This is a genomic window from Halolamina sp. C58 (assembly GCF_051195095.1).
Classification (GTDB): Archaea; Halobacteriota; Halobacteria; order Halobacteriales; family Haloferacaceae; genus Halolamina.
Genome location: NZ_JBNTJY010000002.1, coordinates 522606 through 539536, shown reverse-complemented (window position 1 = coordinate 539536; position 16931 = coordinate 522606). Strand labels below are relative to the sequence as shown.

Below are 16931 nucleotides of genomic sequence, written 5' to 3'. Positions count from 1 at the left end.
CGGCGCCTCGCGTGAGGCACGCTCCCTCGCGGAAAACGCCGGGAGCGTCTACTTCTCGATGATGCTCTCTTCGATCTTCTCGCCGAAGTGGCGCCCGCCTTCCTCGTAGTACAGCAGCACCTCGTCGCCTGCGTCCAGATCGGTCACCGCCTTCCGCCCCTCCTTCGTCGCGACTTTCACCGTCTCGGCGTTCTGCAGCAGCGTCTCGACCACGTCCGGGCCGTCGTCGGTCTCGACTTCGGCCTGCACGCGGAACATCGGGCGCTTCTCGATCTTCACGCGGCCGACGATCGCCTCGCGGGTGTGGCCGGCGGTGTCGGCGACCTGCACGCGGTCGCCGGACTGGAGTTCGGCGAGGTACTTCGTCTCGCCCTCCGGCGTCCGGACGTACGCGTGGACCGCGCCGGCGTTCACCCGAAACGGCCGGGAGGCGACGTACGGCGAGTCCGCGGTCTCGCCGTGGACGAAGAAGAGGCCGCGGGAGAGCGAGCCGACGAGCATCCCCTCGTCGTCCTCCAGCAGCGAGCCCGTGTCGATGCAGACGCGGTCGGCGGCGCCGGTCTCCTCGACCTGCTGGACCTCGGCGTAGCGCAGGTCGAGTCGCTCGCGCTCGCTGCGGTCCCGCACCTCGACGGTCTCGCGGATCACGTCGGGGTCGTCGGTGTCGAGCAGCACGTCGTCGACGCCGATCTCGAGCGTCTCGAACGCGGTCGCGGCCTCATCGGCGGAGTCGACGCCGGCGACGAGGTTCGTCTCCTCGCCCACCCGGGCGATCAGGTTCTCCAGCGGGATGATGTCCCAGTCCTCCGTCGCGACGATGGTGTACTCGGCGTCGCGGGCGGCCTCCTCGGCGAACTCCTCGTAGTCCTCGTCGAACACGCGGACGTAGGACGCCTGCGCGCGGTCGTCCGAGCGCCGGAGCGTCGTCAGATCCGCCGAGCCGGAGAAGTCGGAGGGCAGGTCGACCGTCCCGTCACCTTCGCCCTCCTTCCCGACGACGTAGATGTCCGGTTCGGTCTCGCGGCTGGCGTCGACGATCTCCGCCTCGTGATCGCCGGCGTCCTTGAACGCGGCGACGTTGACGCTGCCGAGCTCGCGGACTCGCCCCACGTCGGCCTCGTCGACCAGTACCCAGTCCACCCCGGCTTCGAGGCCGGCGGTGATCCGTCGCTTTCGCGCTTCCCAGTCCCCGACCGCGTCGTCGGCTTTCAGCCACACGGAACGCGTCATGTCCGGACACTCTCCGTGAGGCGGCTTGAACGTGGCGGATAGCGGGTCAGTCCGGCAGCCGACCGAACCGGCCGAGCACCAGCAGCGAGAGCACCGTCACGCCGACGATGCCCGCCAGCACGCGGAACGCAGTCACGTAGGCGACGCCGGACTCCGCGAGCGACCCCATCACCCACGAGCCCGGCGCCTGCACGAGCATCATCAGCCCGCTGAAGACGGCGTAGGCGCTCCCGCGGTTCTGGTCGGGGAACGAGCCGAGCATGTACGTGTCCACCGCCGGGAACAGGCTGTGGACGGTGTACCCAAGCGCGACCGACACCGCGAGCAGCGCCGCGGTCGACGACGCCAGCGTCAGCACGAACACGAGCACGACGAACGTGGCGGCGACGCCGAGCAGGTACCCCGGCTGCGGGAGTCGATCCGCCAGCGAGCCGCTGATCGCGAACGCGGGGACGCCGGCCGCGAACACCAGCGTCAGCGAGTTCCGCGCCACGCCGGGCGCGACGCCGCGGGACTCCATGAACAGCTGGTAGAAGTTGAACATCCCCTGCCACGCGAAGCCGAGCACGCCCATGACGGCGATCCCGAACAGGATCGTCCGCCACTCCGCGCGGGCGGCGCCGACGAGGTCGCGGTCCTTCGCGCCGGCCTCGGGCAGGTCTTCCCCGCGGGAGAGCACGAACGTCACGGCGGTGATCGTCAGCCCGCCGAGCGCGATCGCGACGAACACCAGCCGCCACGGCTCGTCGGCGGGCAGCCCCAGCAGGGTCAGCACGGGCGTCCAGTCGACGACGGAGCCGATCGCCAGCGTGACGATCGGCGCGGCGGCGGCGGCGGCGAGCTGGCTCGCGGTGCCGTGGAGGCCGAGCATCCGGCCGACGCGCTCGGGGAACAGCTCGCTGACCAGCGTGTTCCCGGTGACGAAGTACAGCCCCGAGGCGAGCCCGGCCATGCCGCCGCCGACGATCAGCAGCGGGATGCTGTTCGCGATGGCGGCCGCGGTCGCGCCGACCGCGAGCACGAGCCCCGCGGCGAGCACGACCGTCAGGCGGGAGACTTTCGTGAGGAGGTAGCCGGTCGGAATCCGCGGGGCCGCGCTGCCGTACCACACCGCGGTCGCGACGAGGCCGGCGGTCCCCTCGCCGACGCCGAAGGTGACGATGAACACGCTCACGAGCGGCGCCATCACCACCCGGACGAGGTTGACGAGGAACACTTGGCCACAGAGTGCACCGAAGAGCCGAGAGCGGGACACAGCGTCGCTTACTGACGGGTGGGGTCAAGCGTTCCGGATCGCTCGCGTTCGGACAGATCCCGAAAAAGTGGCCGGTGCCGCGGCTCAGGCGTCGGCGTTCGGTGTGTCGGCCGCCGTGGGCACGTCGTCGCCGCGCTCGGCGACGTGGTCGGCGACCGCACGGCGGTTCAGTTCGCCGATCCGGTCGGCGGTCGCGTCGACGAACTCGAAGAGGTCGTCGCGCACGTCGCTGTCCTCGTCGCGGACGGTCGGCCCGTCGCTCTCCTCGCTGTCGAAGTCGGGGTGGACGGGGAGCTCCGCGAGCACCGGCACGTCGTACTCCTCGCTGATCTCGTCGGCGCCGCCGGCGCCGAACGGGTCGTGGGTGTCGTCGCAGTTCGGACACTGGAACGCGGACATGTTCTCGACGACGCCGAGGACGGGGGCGCCGTGCTCCTCGAAGAGGCGCAGCCCCTTCCGAGCGTCCGCGACCGCCATCTCCTGTGGCGTCGTGACGACGACCACGCCCGCGACGGGCAGCGTCTGCAGGAGGTTCAGCGACGCGTCGCCCGTCCCCGGCGGCAGGTCGACGACGAGGTAGTCCAGCCGGCCCCACTGGACCTCGTTCACGAACTTCATCATCACGTTGTTCACCATCGGCCCGCGCATCACCGCGGGCTGGTCGTCGTCCTCGGGCATCATGTGGTCGGTGCTCATCACGCGGACGCCGTCGCTGGCGGGCGGGACGATATCGCCCTCGGGCGTGACGCCGGGCTCGTTCTCCGTGGGGAGGACCCGGGGCACGTTCGGGCCGTGCACGTCGGCGTCGAGGATGCCGACGCGGGCGCCGCGGTCGTTGAGCCCCGCCGCGAGGTTCGCGGCGACGGTGGTCTTGCCGACGCCGCCCTTGCCCGAGGCGACGGCGATCACGTTCTTCACGTTCGGCAGGACCTCGTCGTCGAAGCCGTGGCTGTCGTCGACGCTCGCGCGCAGGTCCGGCTCCAGCCCCGCGTCCTCGACCACGTCGCGGATCTCGTTCCCGAGTTCGATCTCGGTCGGGGCGTACGGCGCGTTGAACGCCAGCTGGACGCGCGCGGCGTCCTCGGTGATCGCGACCTCGTCGACCAGCCCCATGGAGACGATGTCGTCGCCGTTCTGCGGGTCGGTGATCTCGCCGAGTCGGTCCCTGAGTTCGGTTGCGGTGATGGTCATGATTTGAGTGAAGTCGTGTGCGGTTGGCGAGCGGTTCCGGGGCCGCGTTCAGAAGAATGCGACCTTGATCAGCATCGTGACGACGAACAGGCCGCCCCACAGCGCGGTGGTGAGCCCGGCGAGGTAGGCGAGTCCGAGGCCGGCTGTCTGCCGGTCGCTCGGGTCGCCGAGGAACCACGCAGCCACCATCACGTAGACGGGCAGGAGCACGATCCCGAAGATGAGGTACGTGCCCGGCCCGACGAAGGGCAGCGTGTACGGCGCCGACGAGAGCGGGATCACGACTCACTCACCTCCTCGTGGTCGCTCTCGATCGCGTGCAGTTCGACCACCGGGATCACCTTCGAGACCCCGAGGAAGAACAGCACGACGATGCTGACCGCGCCGAGGACGGACGACAGCTCGACGACCGAGGGGACGTACACGCCCGGGACGGCGTCGTACAGCTGGAAGTGGGCGTGCTGGAGCCCCTCGACCACGAACAGTGTCTTCTCGATCAGCGTGCCGACGAGCACCAGCACGGACACTGCGACGATCCGCGGGATCGTGAACAGCTCCGCCTTCAGCGCGGCCGCGAACACGTACAGCTCCGCGAGGATCACGAGCCCGATGGCGACCCAGTAGATCGGCGTCGCGAGCTTCACCTCGGTCGCGTGCTGGAGCGTCGTCGGCGCGGCGAAGATCCCGGTGATCACCTGCTGGAGCTGGAGCCAGAGGAAGAGGAGCCCGAAGAAGCCAAGCCACTTCGAGAGCCCGTAGAACACCTGCATCGGGATGAGCTCCGCCCAGTCGTAGGCGTACCGGAACGCCGCGGCGACGATGATGATCCCGCTGACCGCCGAGGTCAGCGCGATCGAGAGGAACGACGGCCCCTGCACGCCGCCCGCCCAGCCCGCCATCGACGGCAGGAGCGCGAACAGCCACGGGATGACGCCGCCGTGGAGCAGCAGCGGCGCCATGATGATGATGGCGAACGCGAGCCACCAGACCATGCGCTCGACGACGGCGTCCTCCTTCTCGGTGTAGCCGATCGTGAGCGCCTCGTACAGCGGCTCGAAGCGGTCCGGCAGCCGGTCGCGCAGCCGGACCACGTCGTATCGGATCGTCAACAGCAGGTACGTCGCGGTGAGCACGAAGTACGCGGTGATGACGGTCACGTCCCAGACCAGCGGCGACCACTGAACCCGGGTCGGCCACGCGGGCAGGACGCTCGTCACCAGCCTGTCGGGGCGGCCGACGTGGATGAGGATGTAGAGGCCGGCACAGGACAGCGCCGCGATCGTCAACAGCTCCGCCATCCGCGCGACGGGCTGGTACGTGTCCATCCCCAGCAGCCGCACCGCGGCGGAGAGAATGATGCCGCCGTGGGCGATGCCGACCCACCAGATGAACGCGCCGATGTACAGCCCCCACGGGACGCCGCCCCCGGAGCCCCAGTCGCCGAGGTGGGTGACGACGAGGCCGTGCTGGAGCTGCTGGAGGTAGAAGTACAGCCAGACGCCGATGCCGGCCAGCGACGCCAGCAGCACCGCGATCGTGTACTTCGAGCGCGTCTGGATGGGCCGCACGAGCGTCTCCCGATCGACGCCGGTGACGTCGACGCTCACGGCCGCTCACCTCCGTTGGGGCGGCCAACTGGCGGGACCGACGCGCGATCGCTCGGGGGGGAGTCAGCGACCGTCATGCCTGCTCCCCCTCCTCGTTCGCCATCGCGCCGTTGTCGAGCACTTCCTCCTTGCGGTTGTCGACGATGCCCATCTCCTCGTACGTGACCGGCCCCTCGACCTGTTCGGCGTGGGGCGACGGCTCGTTCCCGATGTACTGGACGTTCGGGCTCGTCCCCCGTTCCTCCATGAGCTTGAACGTCGAGACGGTGTGCTCCTTCCGGTTGGGGTAGGTCATGTCGTTCTCCTGTTGGTCGCGGTACTCGCGGAGATGTTGGTTCGGGTCGCTCTCCGGGTCGTTCAGGTCGCCGAAGTGGATGGCGTTCATCGCACACGCCTCCTCGCAGGCGGTCGTGCCGACCTTCTCCTCGCCCATCTGGCCGTCCTGCCGGTCGACACAGAACGTACACTTGCCCATCACGCCCTTCGGGGGGCGTGCGCCGACCCACTTGCCGCGGTCGTCGATCTGGTGTTCGTCGGGGATCTCGGAGTCCGGAACGTCGGGTTCGCCCCACTGGAAGTAGTTGACGCCGTACGGACACGACACCTCGCAGTACCGGCAGCCGATGCAGATGTCGTAGTCCGTGAGGACGAGGCCGTCCTCCTCGCGGGTGTGGCGCGCGCCGACCGGGCACACCTTCGTACACGGCGAGTCCGTGCAGTGCTGGCACGGCCGGACGAGGAAGTTCTCGTCGCCCTGGTTCTCGTCCTCGTAGGTGAACACGTACATCCAGTTCGCGCCCCGGGAGGTGCCGTGCTCCTCGTTGCACGCGACGACGCAGGCGAGACAGCCGTCGCAGTTGTTGAGGTTGATCGTCATCCCCCAGCGCGGCCCGTCGTCGCCCGCCTGTTCCTGCGCGTTCGCGGGCTGCTGGCTCGCGGCCGCGAACATCGACAGCGCGGCGGCCGCCGCGCCGCCTTTCTTCATGATCTCCCGGCGGGAGAGGTCCTCGCGGTCGGCCAGCGAGGAGAGCGTCTCGTCGATGTCGTCGCCCTCGAACTCGCCGTCGAGCAGGCCGGAGATCTCCCGGTCGTCCTCGCCGAACTCCGCGAGGACGTCCTCGTGGTGGCGGCGGTAGAACTCCGCCTCCGAGAGCTCGCCCGCGGCGACCCGCCGGGCGTCTCTGGCCATCTCGACGCCGAGTTCGGTGTCGTACTCGGTGTCGTCGAGGGCGCGCTCCATACGGTCCAGTTCGTCGTCGTCGATCGATATCGAGGTCTCGTCGTCTGGCTCGTGCATTCGTATCAGCCTCCGATCCGGGCCGACGCGACGTCGCCTGTTTGCCGCTCGCTACAGCGAGCGCTTCGTTCGAAATCCGTCGTGAAAACCCGAAAAACACCCCTCGGATTTTCACGCGATGGGAAGAATCGAATATGTTCGTCCAACGCGGTTCCTCGTCGGGAGCGCGGGAGGCCTCGGTCCGGGTCGATCGACCACCGCCCGATCGAGTGCGGCTCCGTGCGGGGCCTTTTTGCGTTGGCACCCGAACCGGGGGGTATGAAGAGCACGCGGAAAGGGCTGCGCAACGACGAACTCTACAAGGACACCTACCAGCGGCTCAACTGCGCGGAGTGTGAGAAGACGCTCGCCACCGAGAACCCGCCGGACGAGGTGTACAACGTCCGGAAATGCCCGGACTGCGGGAGAGAGTGGAAGGAGCTGCCTTAGTTCGCGTCGCCGGTCGCGCGCCGTGTTTGACTCGACACGGTCACGGCGAGGCGCTCCGTGACCGAGGCAGGGGGCCTCGGTCGGTCGCCAGCCGTGATCGGTTACGCACAGTCACGGCATGGCGCTCCGTAGCTCGGGCACGGAGGCCCGAGCAGGCCGCGCGCCGTGACTGGCTACGCTTCGATGATCTCGTCCTCGTCGTACTCCGGCACCGTCAGCGACCCGTCGAGCGACACGACCGCGTCGCCGCCGACCTGCACCGTCTGCCCGTCGACGCGCACGCCGACGTAGCCCGCGCGGTCGAGGAAGTGGCCCTGCTCGAACGTCATCCGCTCGGGGAACTCGTCGTCGAACGCCGCGAAGTGATCGAGGTAGGCGCCACAGGCGCCGGAGGCGGTCCCGGTCACGGGGTCCTCGTCGACGCCGAGGCCGGGGACGAACGCCCGGCCGTGTAGCGTCGAGTCCTGACTCCGACCGATCGCGTCGAACGTGAACGTGTAGATCCCCTCGGTGTCGTGTTTCGCCGCCAGCGCCTCGACGGCCTCGAAGTCGGGCTCCATCGCGGAGAGGTGTTCGAGGAAGTTCACCGGGAGGATCAGGAACGGGAGCCCGGTCGAGGCGTACGCGGGCGGGAGGTCCGCGCCCACGTCCTTGAACGCCGCCTCGTCGATCCCCAGCGCGTCGGCGGCCGCGCCGTAGTCGAGGTCGATCTCGAAGATCTGGGGGGCGTTCTGGGTCATCCACACCGCACCCGTGTCGGTCACCTGAATCTCCAGCACGCCCACCTCGGTCTCCAGCGTGTAGCTCCCGGCGTCGATCGCGCCGTCGTCGAACAGCGCGCCGTGGGCCGCGATCGTCGCGTGGCCACAGAGATCGACCTCCTGCGTGGGTGTGAAGTAGCGCACCTTCCGGTCGGCCTCCGAGGAGGGAAGCAGGAAGGCGGTCTCGGAGACCGACAGCTCACGCGCGATCGCCTGCATCTGCTCGTCGCTCAGCCCGGCGGCCTCGGGCACGACCCCGGCGGCGTTGCCCGCCAGCGGCTCCGTCGTGAACGCGTCGACGAGAAGCGTCCGGTAGCTCTCCATGGCCGAGGGTCGGCCTGGGCCGGTTTAGACGTGGCGGGCTGTGGGCCGTCGAACACGCGGGGGCGTGGTCGTCGAAAACGCTGCGAGCTCAGAACCCGCCGAACAGAATCACGAGCGTCAGCACGGCGCCGAGGAGGACGAACCCCACTCCCTCGACCGTGGGGTTGCCCGGCTCGATCGGTGCGGGCTCGTACCCCGACGCTTCGCCCTCTTCGAGGTCGTCGAGGCTGATCGCCCACTCGTCGTCCCCGTCCGTCCCGCGGGCGTCGCTCATCGATCGAACGGAGGTCGCCGGCGCGGAAAGCCGTTGTGGGTGGTCGGCGCTCCCGGGGTCGAAACCTCTTTGTTCACCAACACCCCAAGAGAACTCGTGACACGCGGCGTCGACGAGGAGAAGCGCGCGACGCTCAAGCGGTTCGCCGCCGCCGGCGCGGCCGCGCCGTTTGCGGCGTTCAGCGGCGACGCCGGCGACAGCGACACCCGGGACGCGATCGTCGGCTACGTCGCCTCGACGCCCGGCGCGCACTTCTCGAAGCTCCGCGACGATCTCCAGTTGGGCACCGGCGAAACCCAACACCACGTCGAGCGCCTGCTCTCGGAGGGGACGATCGTCTCCCGGCGCGACGGCGACTACCGTCGCTTCTACCCCGCCGACCGGTTCTCGGCGTTCGAGCAGACGGCGCTGGGCTACCTCCGGCGCTCCACCCCGCGCGGGATGGTGATCGCGCTGCTTCGAGATCCCGACGCGACGGGGGCTGAACTCGCCGAGCAGCTCGGCGTCTCCCGGGCGACCGTCAGCAGCCACGCCGCCGCGCTCGATTCTGCGGGACTGCTCTCGCGCGCGGACGGCTACGCGCTCAAGGAGCCCGAGACGCTGCTCTCGCTGCTCGTGCGCTACGCCGACTCCTTCGACGCCGCCGCGGACGCGCTGGCGGCCGACGCCGCCGACCTGATCAGCCACGATCCGTGACGGGCGAACGTCTCTCCGTGCGGACAGTTCCCAATCGATAAGTCCGCGGCTCCCGTATCGTTCGCGTATGCCCGACACAGCCGTACTCTGGCTGTTGTTGGTGATCCCCATCGCGATACAGCTGCCGCTGCTGTGGTTCATGATGTCCCGGATCGAGATCGACGAGGCGCCGGATCAGGCCGGCTCCGAGATCTGGGGCGGCGAGGACGAAAACGGCGCGGCGTACCGGCGGCGGCTCTCCGAGAGCGGCCCCGCCGCCGCCCGGGAGGCCGCCGCCGAGGACGGGACCACACGCTGCAGCCACTGCGGGACGGAGAACGATCCCGCCTACCGCTACTGTCGTGGCTGTGCGCGGCGGCTCTGAGCTACTCGGCCGGCGTGACCTTCCACGTCGTGCCCGACGAGTAGCCCCACTTCTCGATCTCGAGGCCGTGGTCGGCCGCGAGCAGCGCCCGCATGTTGGCGCCGACCTCCTTGGCGGTCATGTCCAGCTCCTCGGCGACCAGCCGCGACTTGAAGTACGTCCGCTCGCCGGCCGCCTCGCGCAGGTGGTTCAGGATGCGGGTCTGCTTCTCCGAGAGCTCCGCGCTCGCCGCCACGCCTGCTTGGCTCATACGCCGACGGTCGGCCCGTTCCCCCTTCAGGGGTTTGGTACGGCGGCTTAATTCGGCCGCAGTCGGGGGGTTTTCGACACGGCCACGGGTGCTTGGACTGCCCTCGCGGGACCGTCAGGTACGCTCGGCTAACGTCCGGTCGGGCGCGCTGCCTCCGTTTCGGACCCCTTCAGAAGCTACTTACCCGTCCCCCGTCGACCGTCGGCCATGAACGACCCCGCCGACGGGAGCGACGCCGCCGAGCGGGCGGCGGGGGCCGACGGCCCGACGCGGCCCGATCCGGCCGGGATCGCGGTCAGCGTCGTGCTCCCGGCGTACAACGAGGCGGACACGATCGAGCGGACGGTCCGCACCACCGTCGACACGCTCGAAGGGTTCCTCGACCCCGGCACGTTCGAGGTGATCGTCGCCGAGGACGGCTGCGACGACGAGACTCCCGAGATCGCCGACCGGCTGGCCGACGAGATCCCCGCAGTCAGACACTTCCACAGCGACGAGCGACTCGGCCGCGGCGGCGCGCTGGAGCGGGCGTTCGACGCCGCCCACGGCGGGACGCTGGTGTACTTCGACACCGACCTCGCGACGGACATGAAACACCTCGAGGAGCTGGTGAACACCGTCCGCCACGGCGACGCCGACGTGGCCACGGGCTCGCGCTGGATGCCCGACAACGTCGCCGACCGCCCCGCGAAGCGCGGCGTCCCCTCACGGGGGTACAACGCCGCGGTCCGGCTGTTCCTCCGAACCGGCCTGCGGGACCACCAGTGCGGCTTCAAGGCCATCTCCCGCGAGGCGTTCGAGGCGGTCCACGACGCCGTGGAGGACCGCCACTGGTTCTGGGACACGGAGCTGCTCGTGCGCGCTCAACGGGCGGGGTTCGAGGTGACAGAGTTCCCGGTCGACTGGGAGCCCAAGGGCGACTCGAAAGTCGACCTCGTGCGGGACGTGTTCGGGATGGGGAGTCAGATCCTCCGGACGTGGTGGCAGCTCTCGGTCCAGCCGCGGGTGAACAAGTGGGTGACGCTGGGCGCCAGCGCGCTGCTGGTGCTGCTCGCGTTCCTGCTCTCGACGCTGTACATCGACTACGGGACGGTGCTGAACCGTATCTCCGACGCCGACCCCGCGTTGATCGCGGTCGCGGCGGCGGTGTACGCGCTCTCGTGGCCCCTCCGGGGGATGCGCTACCGCGACATCCTCGCGGAGCTGGGGTATACGGAGAAACTGAGTTTCCTCACCGGCGCGGTGTTCATCTCCCAGACTGGGAACCTCGTGTTCCCGGCCCGCCTCGGCGACGGCGTGCGCGCGTACGTCGTGAAAGCACGTCGGGGGATCCCGTACCCCTCGGGGTTCGCGTCGCTGGCGGCCGAACGCGTGTTCGACCTGCTCACGATCACCGTGCTCGCGGGGCTGGTGCTGCTGGGCTACGCGGCCACGGGCGATCTCGCACGGGTCGCCCAGTCGGTGACGGGTGCCTCCCGTAGCGGGCAGTACGCGGTGATCGTCGCGGTCGGCATCGCCGTCGTCGCGATCGCCGCGGTCGCGGGGATCGTACTCTCGGCGCGCTCCGACCGCAACCGCATTCGCAGCCTCGTCGAGCGGGTCTCCTCGGACTCCTACGCGGACTACGTCGCGGGCGCTCTGGAGCGGTTCGTCGGCGACGTGCAGCAGGTCGGCGGCGACCCGAAGGCGTTCACCCGCGTCGGCGCGACGAGTCTGGTGATCTGGACGCTCGACGTGATCACGGCGGTGTTCGTGCTCGCGGCGTTCGAGACGGGGCTGGAGACCGCGACGCTCGTGACGATCTGTTTCTTCGCGGTGTCGGTCGGCAACCTCGCGAAGGTGCTGCCGCTGAGCCCCGGCGGCGTGGGGCTGTACGAGGCGGCGTTCACCCTCCTCGTCGCGGGGCTGACGCCGGTGACGGCGTCGGTCGCGCTCGGCGCAGCGATCGTCGACCACTTCCTGAAGAACGTGGTGACGATGATCGGCGGCGGGATCTCGATGCTCGCGCTGAACGTCTCGCTGACGACCGCGGTGGAGGAAGCCGAGGAGATGGAGGAGGTCGAGTCGGTGGAGTCTGCTTGATTCGGATACTGGGGTTTAGACGGAGAGGTCGTCGCTCGGGCTGTCGTCGGTGTCTTTGATCGGTTCGTTCGTTTCTCGAGAGTGGTCCGCAACACCGTGAAAGCCCCTGTCCCCTCCGGTCGGGGGGCTCGCTGCGCTCCTCGCTTCGCTGTCGTTCGAGAGAGCTTCGCTCTCTCGTGATGACGAGAGACGCCAGAGGCGTCTCTCGAACCACGGTGCTTGCGTCGCCCGCCTTCCCGGAGCGGACAGCCCCTTTCAGTCCCACCCAGACCGCACAGCCCACACGCCTCCCCAACCGACTCGTTCGCTCCTTTCAGTCGCTCACTCGTCCCTCGCGCTGAGGCGTCGACGAGAGCGAAGCTCTCGTCTGCCAATCAGAAATCGGAGATTTCTGATGACGCGGCACAGGGCCGCGCCCGCTTCGCGCCGATCCGCGGTGGCGCGTGCGGGCAGCCGCTCTGTCGGCTGCCCAATTTCACGCGAGGGACGCTGCCGCGCCGGCGAACCCTCGTGGTGAGCCGCCAGCGCGGCAGCGTCGGTTGGGGAGGGTGTGGCCGCGGCTACCGGCGGGACTGAAAGGGGCTGCCCGCTCGACGAGCGAGACGACGCAAGCACTGGAGGGAGCGAAGCGACCGAAGCGCGCAGCGAGTCGCAGCCGTCGAGCGGGCAGGGGCTTTCACGGTGTTGCTACTCTCGTCGAAAGAACTCACAAAAAAGCCGACTCAGACGCACCCAACCCCGACTCAGTACCGACCAGTAACGAACGGCCCCATCGCCGCCGCCACGCCCGCAGCCAGCGCGTCGTCGCGATCCACCACCCCCGCCGACAACGCCCCCGCGGCGCCCTGCTTCTCTGCCACGTCGTCTTCGCCGAGCACGTCGTCCATCACCGGCCCCAACTCTTCACCGGCCGCCACGCGATCGCCGATCGACGCCGGCAGGCGGAACGACGGCCCGCTGCCGAGCCCCACCTGCTCGCCGTCGGTCACCGCGACCCACATGATCAGGAACAGCCCCTCCGCCCCGGCCACCTCTCCGACGCCGCCCTCCAGCCCGACGCCGAGGTCGTACTCGCCGGCCGCGAGCGCGTTCCGGGCGCGGTTTCGCGCGCCCGCGACGGTCTCCTCGCGGCCGCGGGGCTGCTCGCTCACCCCGGAGTCGACGGCCACCGCCTCGACCGTCGGGTCGTCGATCGTCTCCGCGATGGCCTGTTCGACCGCACGACGCTTCACCGGGTTCCCGCTGCCGACGGCGAGTCGCATGGGACCCGCTCGGGGCCCGGGGCTCCTGTCGGTTGCGGCTCCGGCTCAGTCGGCCGGCTCGTCGTACCCGTGCAGGATCCCCGCCAGCCGCTCGATCCCGGCAAGCAGGTTCGGGCTCGGCTGATTCAGCAGCGAGTCGTCGACGACGTGGATCTCCGCGTCGAGGCCCCAGTCCCGCGCCCGGAACGCCTCGGGGTCCGCGCGGTCGCCCTTCCCGCAGGGGTGGAGGATCACGTAGTCGGGATCGGCGGCAGCCACCGCCTCCCGAGTCACCTCCCCGGAGCGCTCGCCCGGGTCGGCGAACGGGTACGCGCCGCCGGCGGCGTCGACAGCCTCGGGAACCCAGTTCCCCGCGGCCATCGGCGGGTCGGCCCACTCCTCGCAGTAGACGGTCGGCCGCGGCTCGTCGGCGACCGCCTCGCGGACGCGTCGGAGGCGCTCGCGCGCGTCGGTCGCGAGCCGTTCGCCCGCCGCGGCGTGCCCCACGGCGCGGCCCAGCGCCGCGAACCCGTCGACGGCGTCGTCGAGCGTCTCCGGTTCGGCGTGGTGGACCGCGAGCCCGCGCTCCCGGAGCTCGTCGCGGGTGTCGCGCTGGAGCGGGTCGCTCGTGAGCACGAGATCCGGGTCGAGCGCCGCCACGGCGTCGAACTCCGTGTTGAGCCAGCCGCCGACGCGGTCCGGCGCCGCGGCCGCGTCCGAGAGGTCGCAGTGGTGCGTGACGCCGACCAGTTCGTCGGCGGCGCCCATCGCGACGAGCGTGGCGGTCGCGCTCGGGGCCAGCGAGACGAGTCGCATTGGCGGTGGTGGGGGCCGGACCGGGAAATACTCCGCGGGAGCCCGAACCCGTATGATCCCCCGGCCCCACTCCCCGACCGTGTTCGACTCGTTCACCCTCGTCGCCGCCACGGCCGACCTCGCCGACGAGCGCGCGGCCCGCGGCGTCGCCGACCTCGTGGAGTTCCGGATGGACCTCGCGGCCGCCCCTCTGGAGCAGCTCGCGGGCTACGACGGCGAGCTCCCGCTGCTGGTGACGAACCGTCCCACGTGGGAGGGCGGTGAGGCCGACGGCAGCGACGCGGCGGCGGAGGCTGCCCGACTCGACGCGCTCGAAGCCGCGTTGGGAAACGACGCCGTCGCGGCGGTCGATCTCGAACTCGCCGCGCTCCGGCGGTCAGAGCGCGCCGCGGCGGTCGCCGACGAAGCGGAGTCCCTGGGTGTCAGCGTGGTCGTCTCGGTCCACGACTTCGAGCGGACTCCCTCGGAGCGGGCGATGGGATCGCTGCTCTCGGCGGGCGCGTCGGCCGGCGACGTGGGGAAGCTCGCGGTGACGGCCAAGGACCGCGAGGACGCGCTGGCGCTGCTGTCGGCGACGCACGCCGCCGACGCCGCGGGCTACGCCGTCGCGACGATGGCGATGGGCGAGGCGGGCCGGCACACCCGCGCCGTCGCGCCCCTCTACGGCTCGAAGATCGGCTACGCGCCCGTTCACGCCGCGGATGCCACCGCACCCGGGCAGTACGACCTCGTGACGCTCGCCGAGCTGGTCGATCGGCTTCGCTCCCAGTAGCCGATAAAGAGGGGACCGTTTTTGCCGGCCGGGAGCCGAACTCGTGGCTATGCCCACCATCAGAGAGAAACGGGTGTACGACGACGCCGCCACGCCGACCCCGGTGTTCGTCGCCGCGGAACAGGGGTTGGTGGTCGCCCAGCTCTCCGACGACGCCGTCGGCGAGTTCTCGCTGGCTCACCGCTGTACGGCGCGGGACCTCGCGACCGGCCCGGACGGGACGCTCGCGCTCGCGACCGACGAGTCGCTGCTGCTCGCGCCCGACGCCGACCCGGAACGGTTCCACGAGACGGGGTTCGGACCCGCGACGGGCGTCTCGTTCGTCGACGGCCCCGAGCGGTCGGTCGCCGCGGTCGACGAGTCGGGCCGGATCGCGCGGTTCCCGCTTCCCGCCGGCGAGTTCGCGGCGTCGATCGCGGACGCCGACTGGACCGATCTCGGCCGCGTCGACGACCCCCGTGGGCTCGACGGCCGGCTCCTCGCTGCCGCCGACGGCGTGCACCGCCTCACCGCCTCGGGCGTCGACCACGCCGGCCTCGACGACGCGCGGGACGTGGCGGCCCGCGGCGCGCCGCTGGCGGCGACGGGCGAGGGGCTGTACGAACTCGGCAACGGCTGGATGCTGGCCCGCGAGGGGGCACACGAGGCAGTCGCGACCGACGGGGAGCAGGCCCACGCCGTCGCAGTGGACGAGACCGTCCTCGGGCGCGCGACCGACGGCAGCGAGTGGACCGAACTCGACGTGCCGACCGACGGCCGGATCACGGACTTCACCTACACCGCCGAGGCCGTCGTCGCCGCCACGGGATCGGGCTCGCTGCTCGCGAACGCCGGTGACGGGTGGCGGTCGCGTGCGATCGGTGTGAGGGGCGTGCGAACGATCGCGGCCGGGCCGCAGTCGATCGAGTAGCACGCTCGGAGCTAACGGAAACGTGTTTACCGGCGCGGGCGCGAGGCTCGCGCATGATACTCCCGGGCTCGCACTCCCAGTCGCTCGCCGCGCGGCTGGCGGCGGCGACCGACCACGACCTCGCGCGCGTGACCTACGACCAGTTCCCGGACGGCGAGCTCTGTGCGGCGCTGACGGAGGCCGACGCGGACGCGCTGGCGGGCACGCACGCGGTCGTCGTCGCGTCGACGCTCACGAGCGACGCCCACCTCGAACTGCTCCAGCTGCAGGACGCTGCCCGCGAGGCCGGCGCGGCCGAGGTGACGACGGTGCTGCCCTACATGGGGTACGGCCGGCAAGACGAGGCGTTCACGCCGGGCCAGCCCGTCTCGGCCCGCGCGGTGGCCGGCGCGATCTCGGCCGGCACCGACCGCGTGCTCCTCGTCTCGCCCCACGAACCGGACGTGGCCGACTTCTTCGACGTGCCCTGCGAGACCGTCGCGGCCGCGCCGCGGCTGGCCGAACCGCTGCCCGACGATCTCGCGGACCCGGTGTTCGTCGCGCCCGACGAGGGGGCGATCGCGATCGCCGAGCGGGCCCGCGACGCCTACGGCGCCGGCACCGCGGACTACTTCGAGAAGGAGCGGGACTACGACACCGGCGACGTGGAGATATCGCCGGGGAACACGGACGTGGCGGGCCGGGACGTGGTGCTCGTCGACGACATCGTCGCCACGGGGTCGACGATGAGCGAGGCGATCGACGCACTTCACGACCGGGAGGTGGGGCGAGCGTTCGTCGTCTGTGTCCACCCGCTGCTGGTCGGCAACGCACGGACGAAGCTCGAACGGGCCGGGCTGGCCGGGATCTGGGGGACGGACACGGTCGAGCGCGACGTGTCGGCGGTCTCCGTCGCGCCGGTGCTCGCCGAGTTCGTCTGACTACCGGGCCACGCGCCGGCCGAGGACGAACACGACGAGCGCGATCAGCAGCGCGCCGAAGTACGCCTCCAGACTCGCGAGCCAGCGCGTGAGCTCGCTCGCCGGCGAGCCGACGAAGTCGGTGTTACAGAACGAAGGTCGATCGGGTGCCGATCGTCGGCGGCGACGATCTGCCGGCGCAGGTCCATCTCCCCGAACTGGGCGCCGACGAACTGTTTGGGCTCCTCGCCCGACCCGAGCGCCCGATCCAGAAACGCGTCGAGCACCGCCTCGTCCCCGACGCCGAGTTCCTCGCGTTCGGCCGGCGAGAGGTGGAACACGCACCGCTCCGCGTCCGGGTGGCTCTCGTGTGGACACGACCAGCCGTCGAGCGACTCCGGCGCTTCCTCCCCCGACGCTCGGTCGAACGTGAAGCGACACTGGCCCATTCGTATTCTCAATCCACCAATAGATCGGCGAGGAATAAGGTTTTCCCCGGACTGACGAACCGGCCTCTCCACTCCGGATAGGGC

The 16931-nt window shown here is 70.4% G+C and carries 19 protein-coding genes; 7 read left to right on the top strand and 12 right to left on the bottom strand.

The window, feature by feature from the left end:
- Positions 1–48 precede the first annotated feature (48 nt).
- The 6 genes from ACQUSM_RS13395 to ACQUSM_RS13370 all read right to left on the bottom strand — a co-directional run bounded on the left by ACQUSM_RS13395 (position 49) and on the right by ACQUSM_RS13370 (position 6580).
- Positions 49–1230 (bottom strand): 3-dehydroquinate synthase II, encoded by a 1182-nt coding sequence (locus ACQUSM_RS13395; protein WP_435119352.1) that lies wholly within the window; start codon positions 1228–1230, stop codon positions 49–51.
- A 46-nt stretch (positions 1231–1276) separates the two neighbouring features.
- Positions 1277–2485, bottom strand: coding sequence for an MFS transporter (locus tag ACQUSM_RS13390; RefSeq protein WP_435119350.1), 1209 nt, complete (start codon positions 2483–2485; stop codon positions 1277–1279).
- Between the two features lie 84 nt (positions 2486–2569).
- Positions 2570–3676 carry a P-loop NTPase gene (locus ACQUSM_RS13385; RefSeq protein ID WP_435119349.1) on the bottom strand — a complete coding sequence of 369 codons (1107 nt, stop codon included), beginning with the start codon at positions 3674–3676 and terminating at the stop codon, positions 2570–2572.
- A 48-nt stretch (positions 3677–3724) separates the two neighbouring features.
- Positions 3725–3958: a hypothetical protein gene (locus ACQUSM_RS13380; RefSeq protein WP_435119347.1), complete on the bottom strand. Its 234-nt coding sequence runs from the start codon at positions 3956–3958 to the stop codon at positions 3725–3727.
- Complete coding sequence (gene nrfD, locus ACQUSM_RS13375) at positions 3955–5283, bottom strand: NrfD/PsrC family molybdoenzyme membrane anchor subunit (protein WP_435119346.1); 1329 nt, start codon at positions 5281–5283, stop codon at positions 3955–3957. The genes ACQUSM_RS13380 and nrfD overlap by 4 nt, the downstream gene beginning before the upstream one ends.
- Positions 5284–5356: 73 nt before the next feature.
- Positions 5357–6580: a 4Fe-4S ferredoxin N-terminal domain-containing protein gene (locus tag ACQUSM_RS13370; protein ID WP_435119344.1), complete on the bottom strand. Its 1224-nt coding sequence runs from the start codon at positions 6578–6580 to the stop codon at positions 5357–5359.
- 258 nt (positions 6581–6838) lie between these two features.
- Between ACQUSM_RS13370 and ACQUSM_RS13365 the strand changes: the two genes are divergently transcribed.
- Positions 6839–7009 carry an HVO_0758 family zinc finger protein gene (locus tag ACQUSM_RS13365; RefSeq protein ID WP_435119342.1) on the top strand — a complete coding sequence of 57 codons (171 nt, stop codon included), beginning with the start codon at positions 6839–6841 and terminating at the stop codon, positions 7007–7009.
- A 173-nt stretch (positions 7010–7182) separates the two neighbouring features.
- Here the strand turns inward: ACQUSM_RS13365 and ACQUSM_RS13360 are convergent, their stop codons facing one another.
- Positions 7183–8094 (bottom strand): PhzF family phenazine biosynthesis protein, encoded by a 912-nt coding sequence (locus ACQUSM_RS13360; protein WP_435119340.1) that lies wholly within the window; start codon positions 8092–8094, stop codon positions 7183–7185.
- Positions 8095–8182: 88 nt separating this feature from the next.
- Complete coding sequence (locus tag ACQUSM_RS13355) at positions 8183–8368, bottom strand: DUF7312 domain-containing protein (RefSeq protein WP_435119338.1); 186 nt, start codon at positions 8366–8368, stop codon at positions 8183–8185.
- A 96-nt stretch (positions 8369–8464) separates the two neighbouring features.
- Here ACQUSM_RS13355 and ACQUSM_RS13350 point away from each other — a divergent pair, with 96 nt between their 5' ends.
- Both ACQUSM_RS13350 and ACQUSM_RS13345 read left to right on the top strand, forming a co-directional pair.
- A complete protein-coding gene (locus ACQUSM_RS13350) occupies positions 8465–9064 on the top strand; it encodes a winged helix-turn-helix transcriptional regulator (protein WP_435119336.1) in 600 nt (199 codons plus the stop codon).
- A 67-nt stretch (positions 9065–9131) separates the two neighbouring features.
- On the top strand, positions 9132–9428 hold the full coding sequence (locus ACQUSM_RS13345; protein ID WP_435119334.1) for a DUF7577 domain-containing protein: 297 nt from the start codon (positions 9132–9134) through the stop codon (positions 9426–9428).
- 1 nt (position 9429) lies between these two features.
- On the opposite strand, the gene ACQUSM_RS13340 is transcribed toward ACQUSM_RS13345, so the two are convergent.
- The gene (locus ACQUSM_RS13340; RefSeq protein ID WP_435119332.1) at positions 9430–9678 is read right to left on the bottom strand and encodes a DUF7123 family protein; all 249 of its coding nucleotides are present in this window, start codon (positions 9676–9678) and stop codon (positions 9430–9432) included.
- A 207-nt stretch (positions 9679–9885) separates the two neighbouring features.
- On the opposite strand from ACQUSM_RS13340, the gene ACQUSM_RS13335 reads away from it, so the two are divergent.
- Positions 9886–11760: a flippase-like domain-containing protein gene (locus tag ACQUSM_RS13335; RefSeq protein WP_435119330.1), complete on the top strand. Its 1875-nt coding sequence runs from the start codon at positions 9886–9888 to the stop codon at positions 11758–11760.
- Positions 11761–12503: 743 nt separating this feature from the next.
- Here the strand turns inward: ACQUSM_RS13335 and yjjX are convergent.
- Positions 12504–13022, bottom strand: coding sequence for an inosine/xanthosine triphosphatase (gene yjjX / locus ACQUSM_RS13330; RefSeq protein ID WP_435119329.1), 519 nt, complete (start codon positions 13020–13022; stop codon positions 12504–12506).
- 45 nt (positions 13023–13067) lie between these two features.
- Entirely contained in the window at positions 13068–13817 is a 750-nt protein-coding gene (locus tag ACQUSM_RS13325; RefSeq protein WP_435119327.1) for a cobalamin-binding protein, read from the bottom strand.
- A 79-nt stretch (positions 13818–13896) separates the two neighbouring features.
- On the opposite strand from ACQUSM_RS13325, the gene ACQUSM_RS13320 reads away from it, so the two are divergent.
- Genes ACQUSM_RS13320 through prs form a run of 3 tightly spaced genes read left to right on the top strand, consistent with a single transcriptional unit; the run spans position 13897 to position 16419 of the window.
- Positions 13897–14589, top strand: a complete 693-nt coding sequence (locus ACQUSM_RS13320; RefSeq protein WP_435119720.1) for a type I 3-dehydroquinate dehydratase — start codon at positions 13897–13899, stop codon at positions 14587–14589.
- Positions 14590–14638: 49 nt separating this feature from the next.
- The gene (locus ACQUSM_RS13315) at positions 14639–15499 is read left to right on the top strand and encodes an HVO_0234 family beta-propeller protein (RefSeq protein WP_435119325.1); all 861 of its coding nucleotides are present in this window, start codon (positions 14639–14641) and stop codon (positions 15497–15499) included.
- 53 nt (positions 15500–15552) lie between these two features.
- A complete protein-coding gene (prs, locus tag ACQUSM_RS13310; protein WP_435119324.1) occupies positions 15553–16419 on the top strand; it encodes a ribose-phosphate diphosphokinase in 867 nt (288 codons plus the stop codon).
- Between the two features lie 44 nt (positions 16420–16463).
- Here prs and ACQUSM_RS13305 read toward each other — a convergent pair whose 3' ends face one another.
- On the bottom strand, positions 16464–16847 hold the full coding sequence (locus tag ACQUSM_RS13305) for a hypothetical protein (protein WP_435119323.1): 384 nt from the start codon (positions 16845–16847) through the stop codon (positions 16464–16466).
- Between the last annotated feature and the right edge of the window lie 84 nt (positions 16848–16931).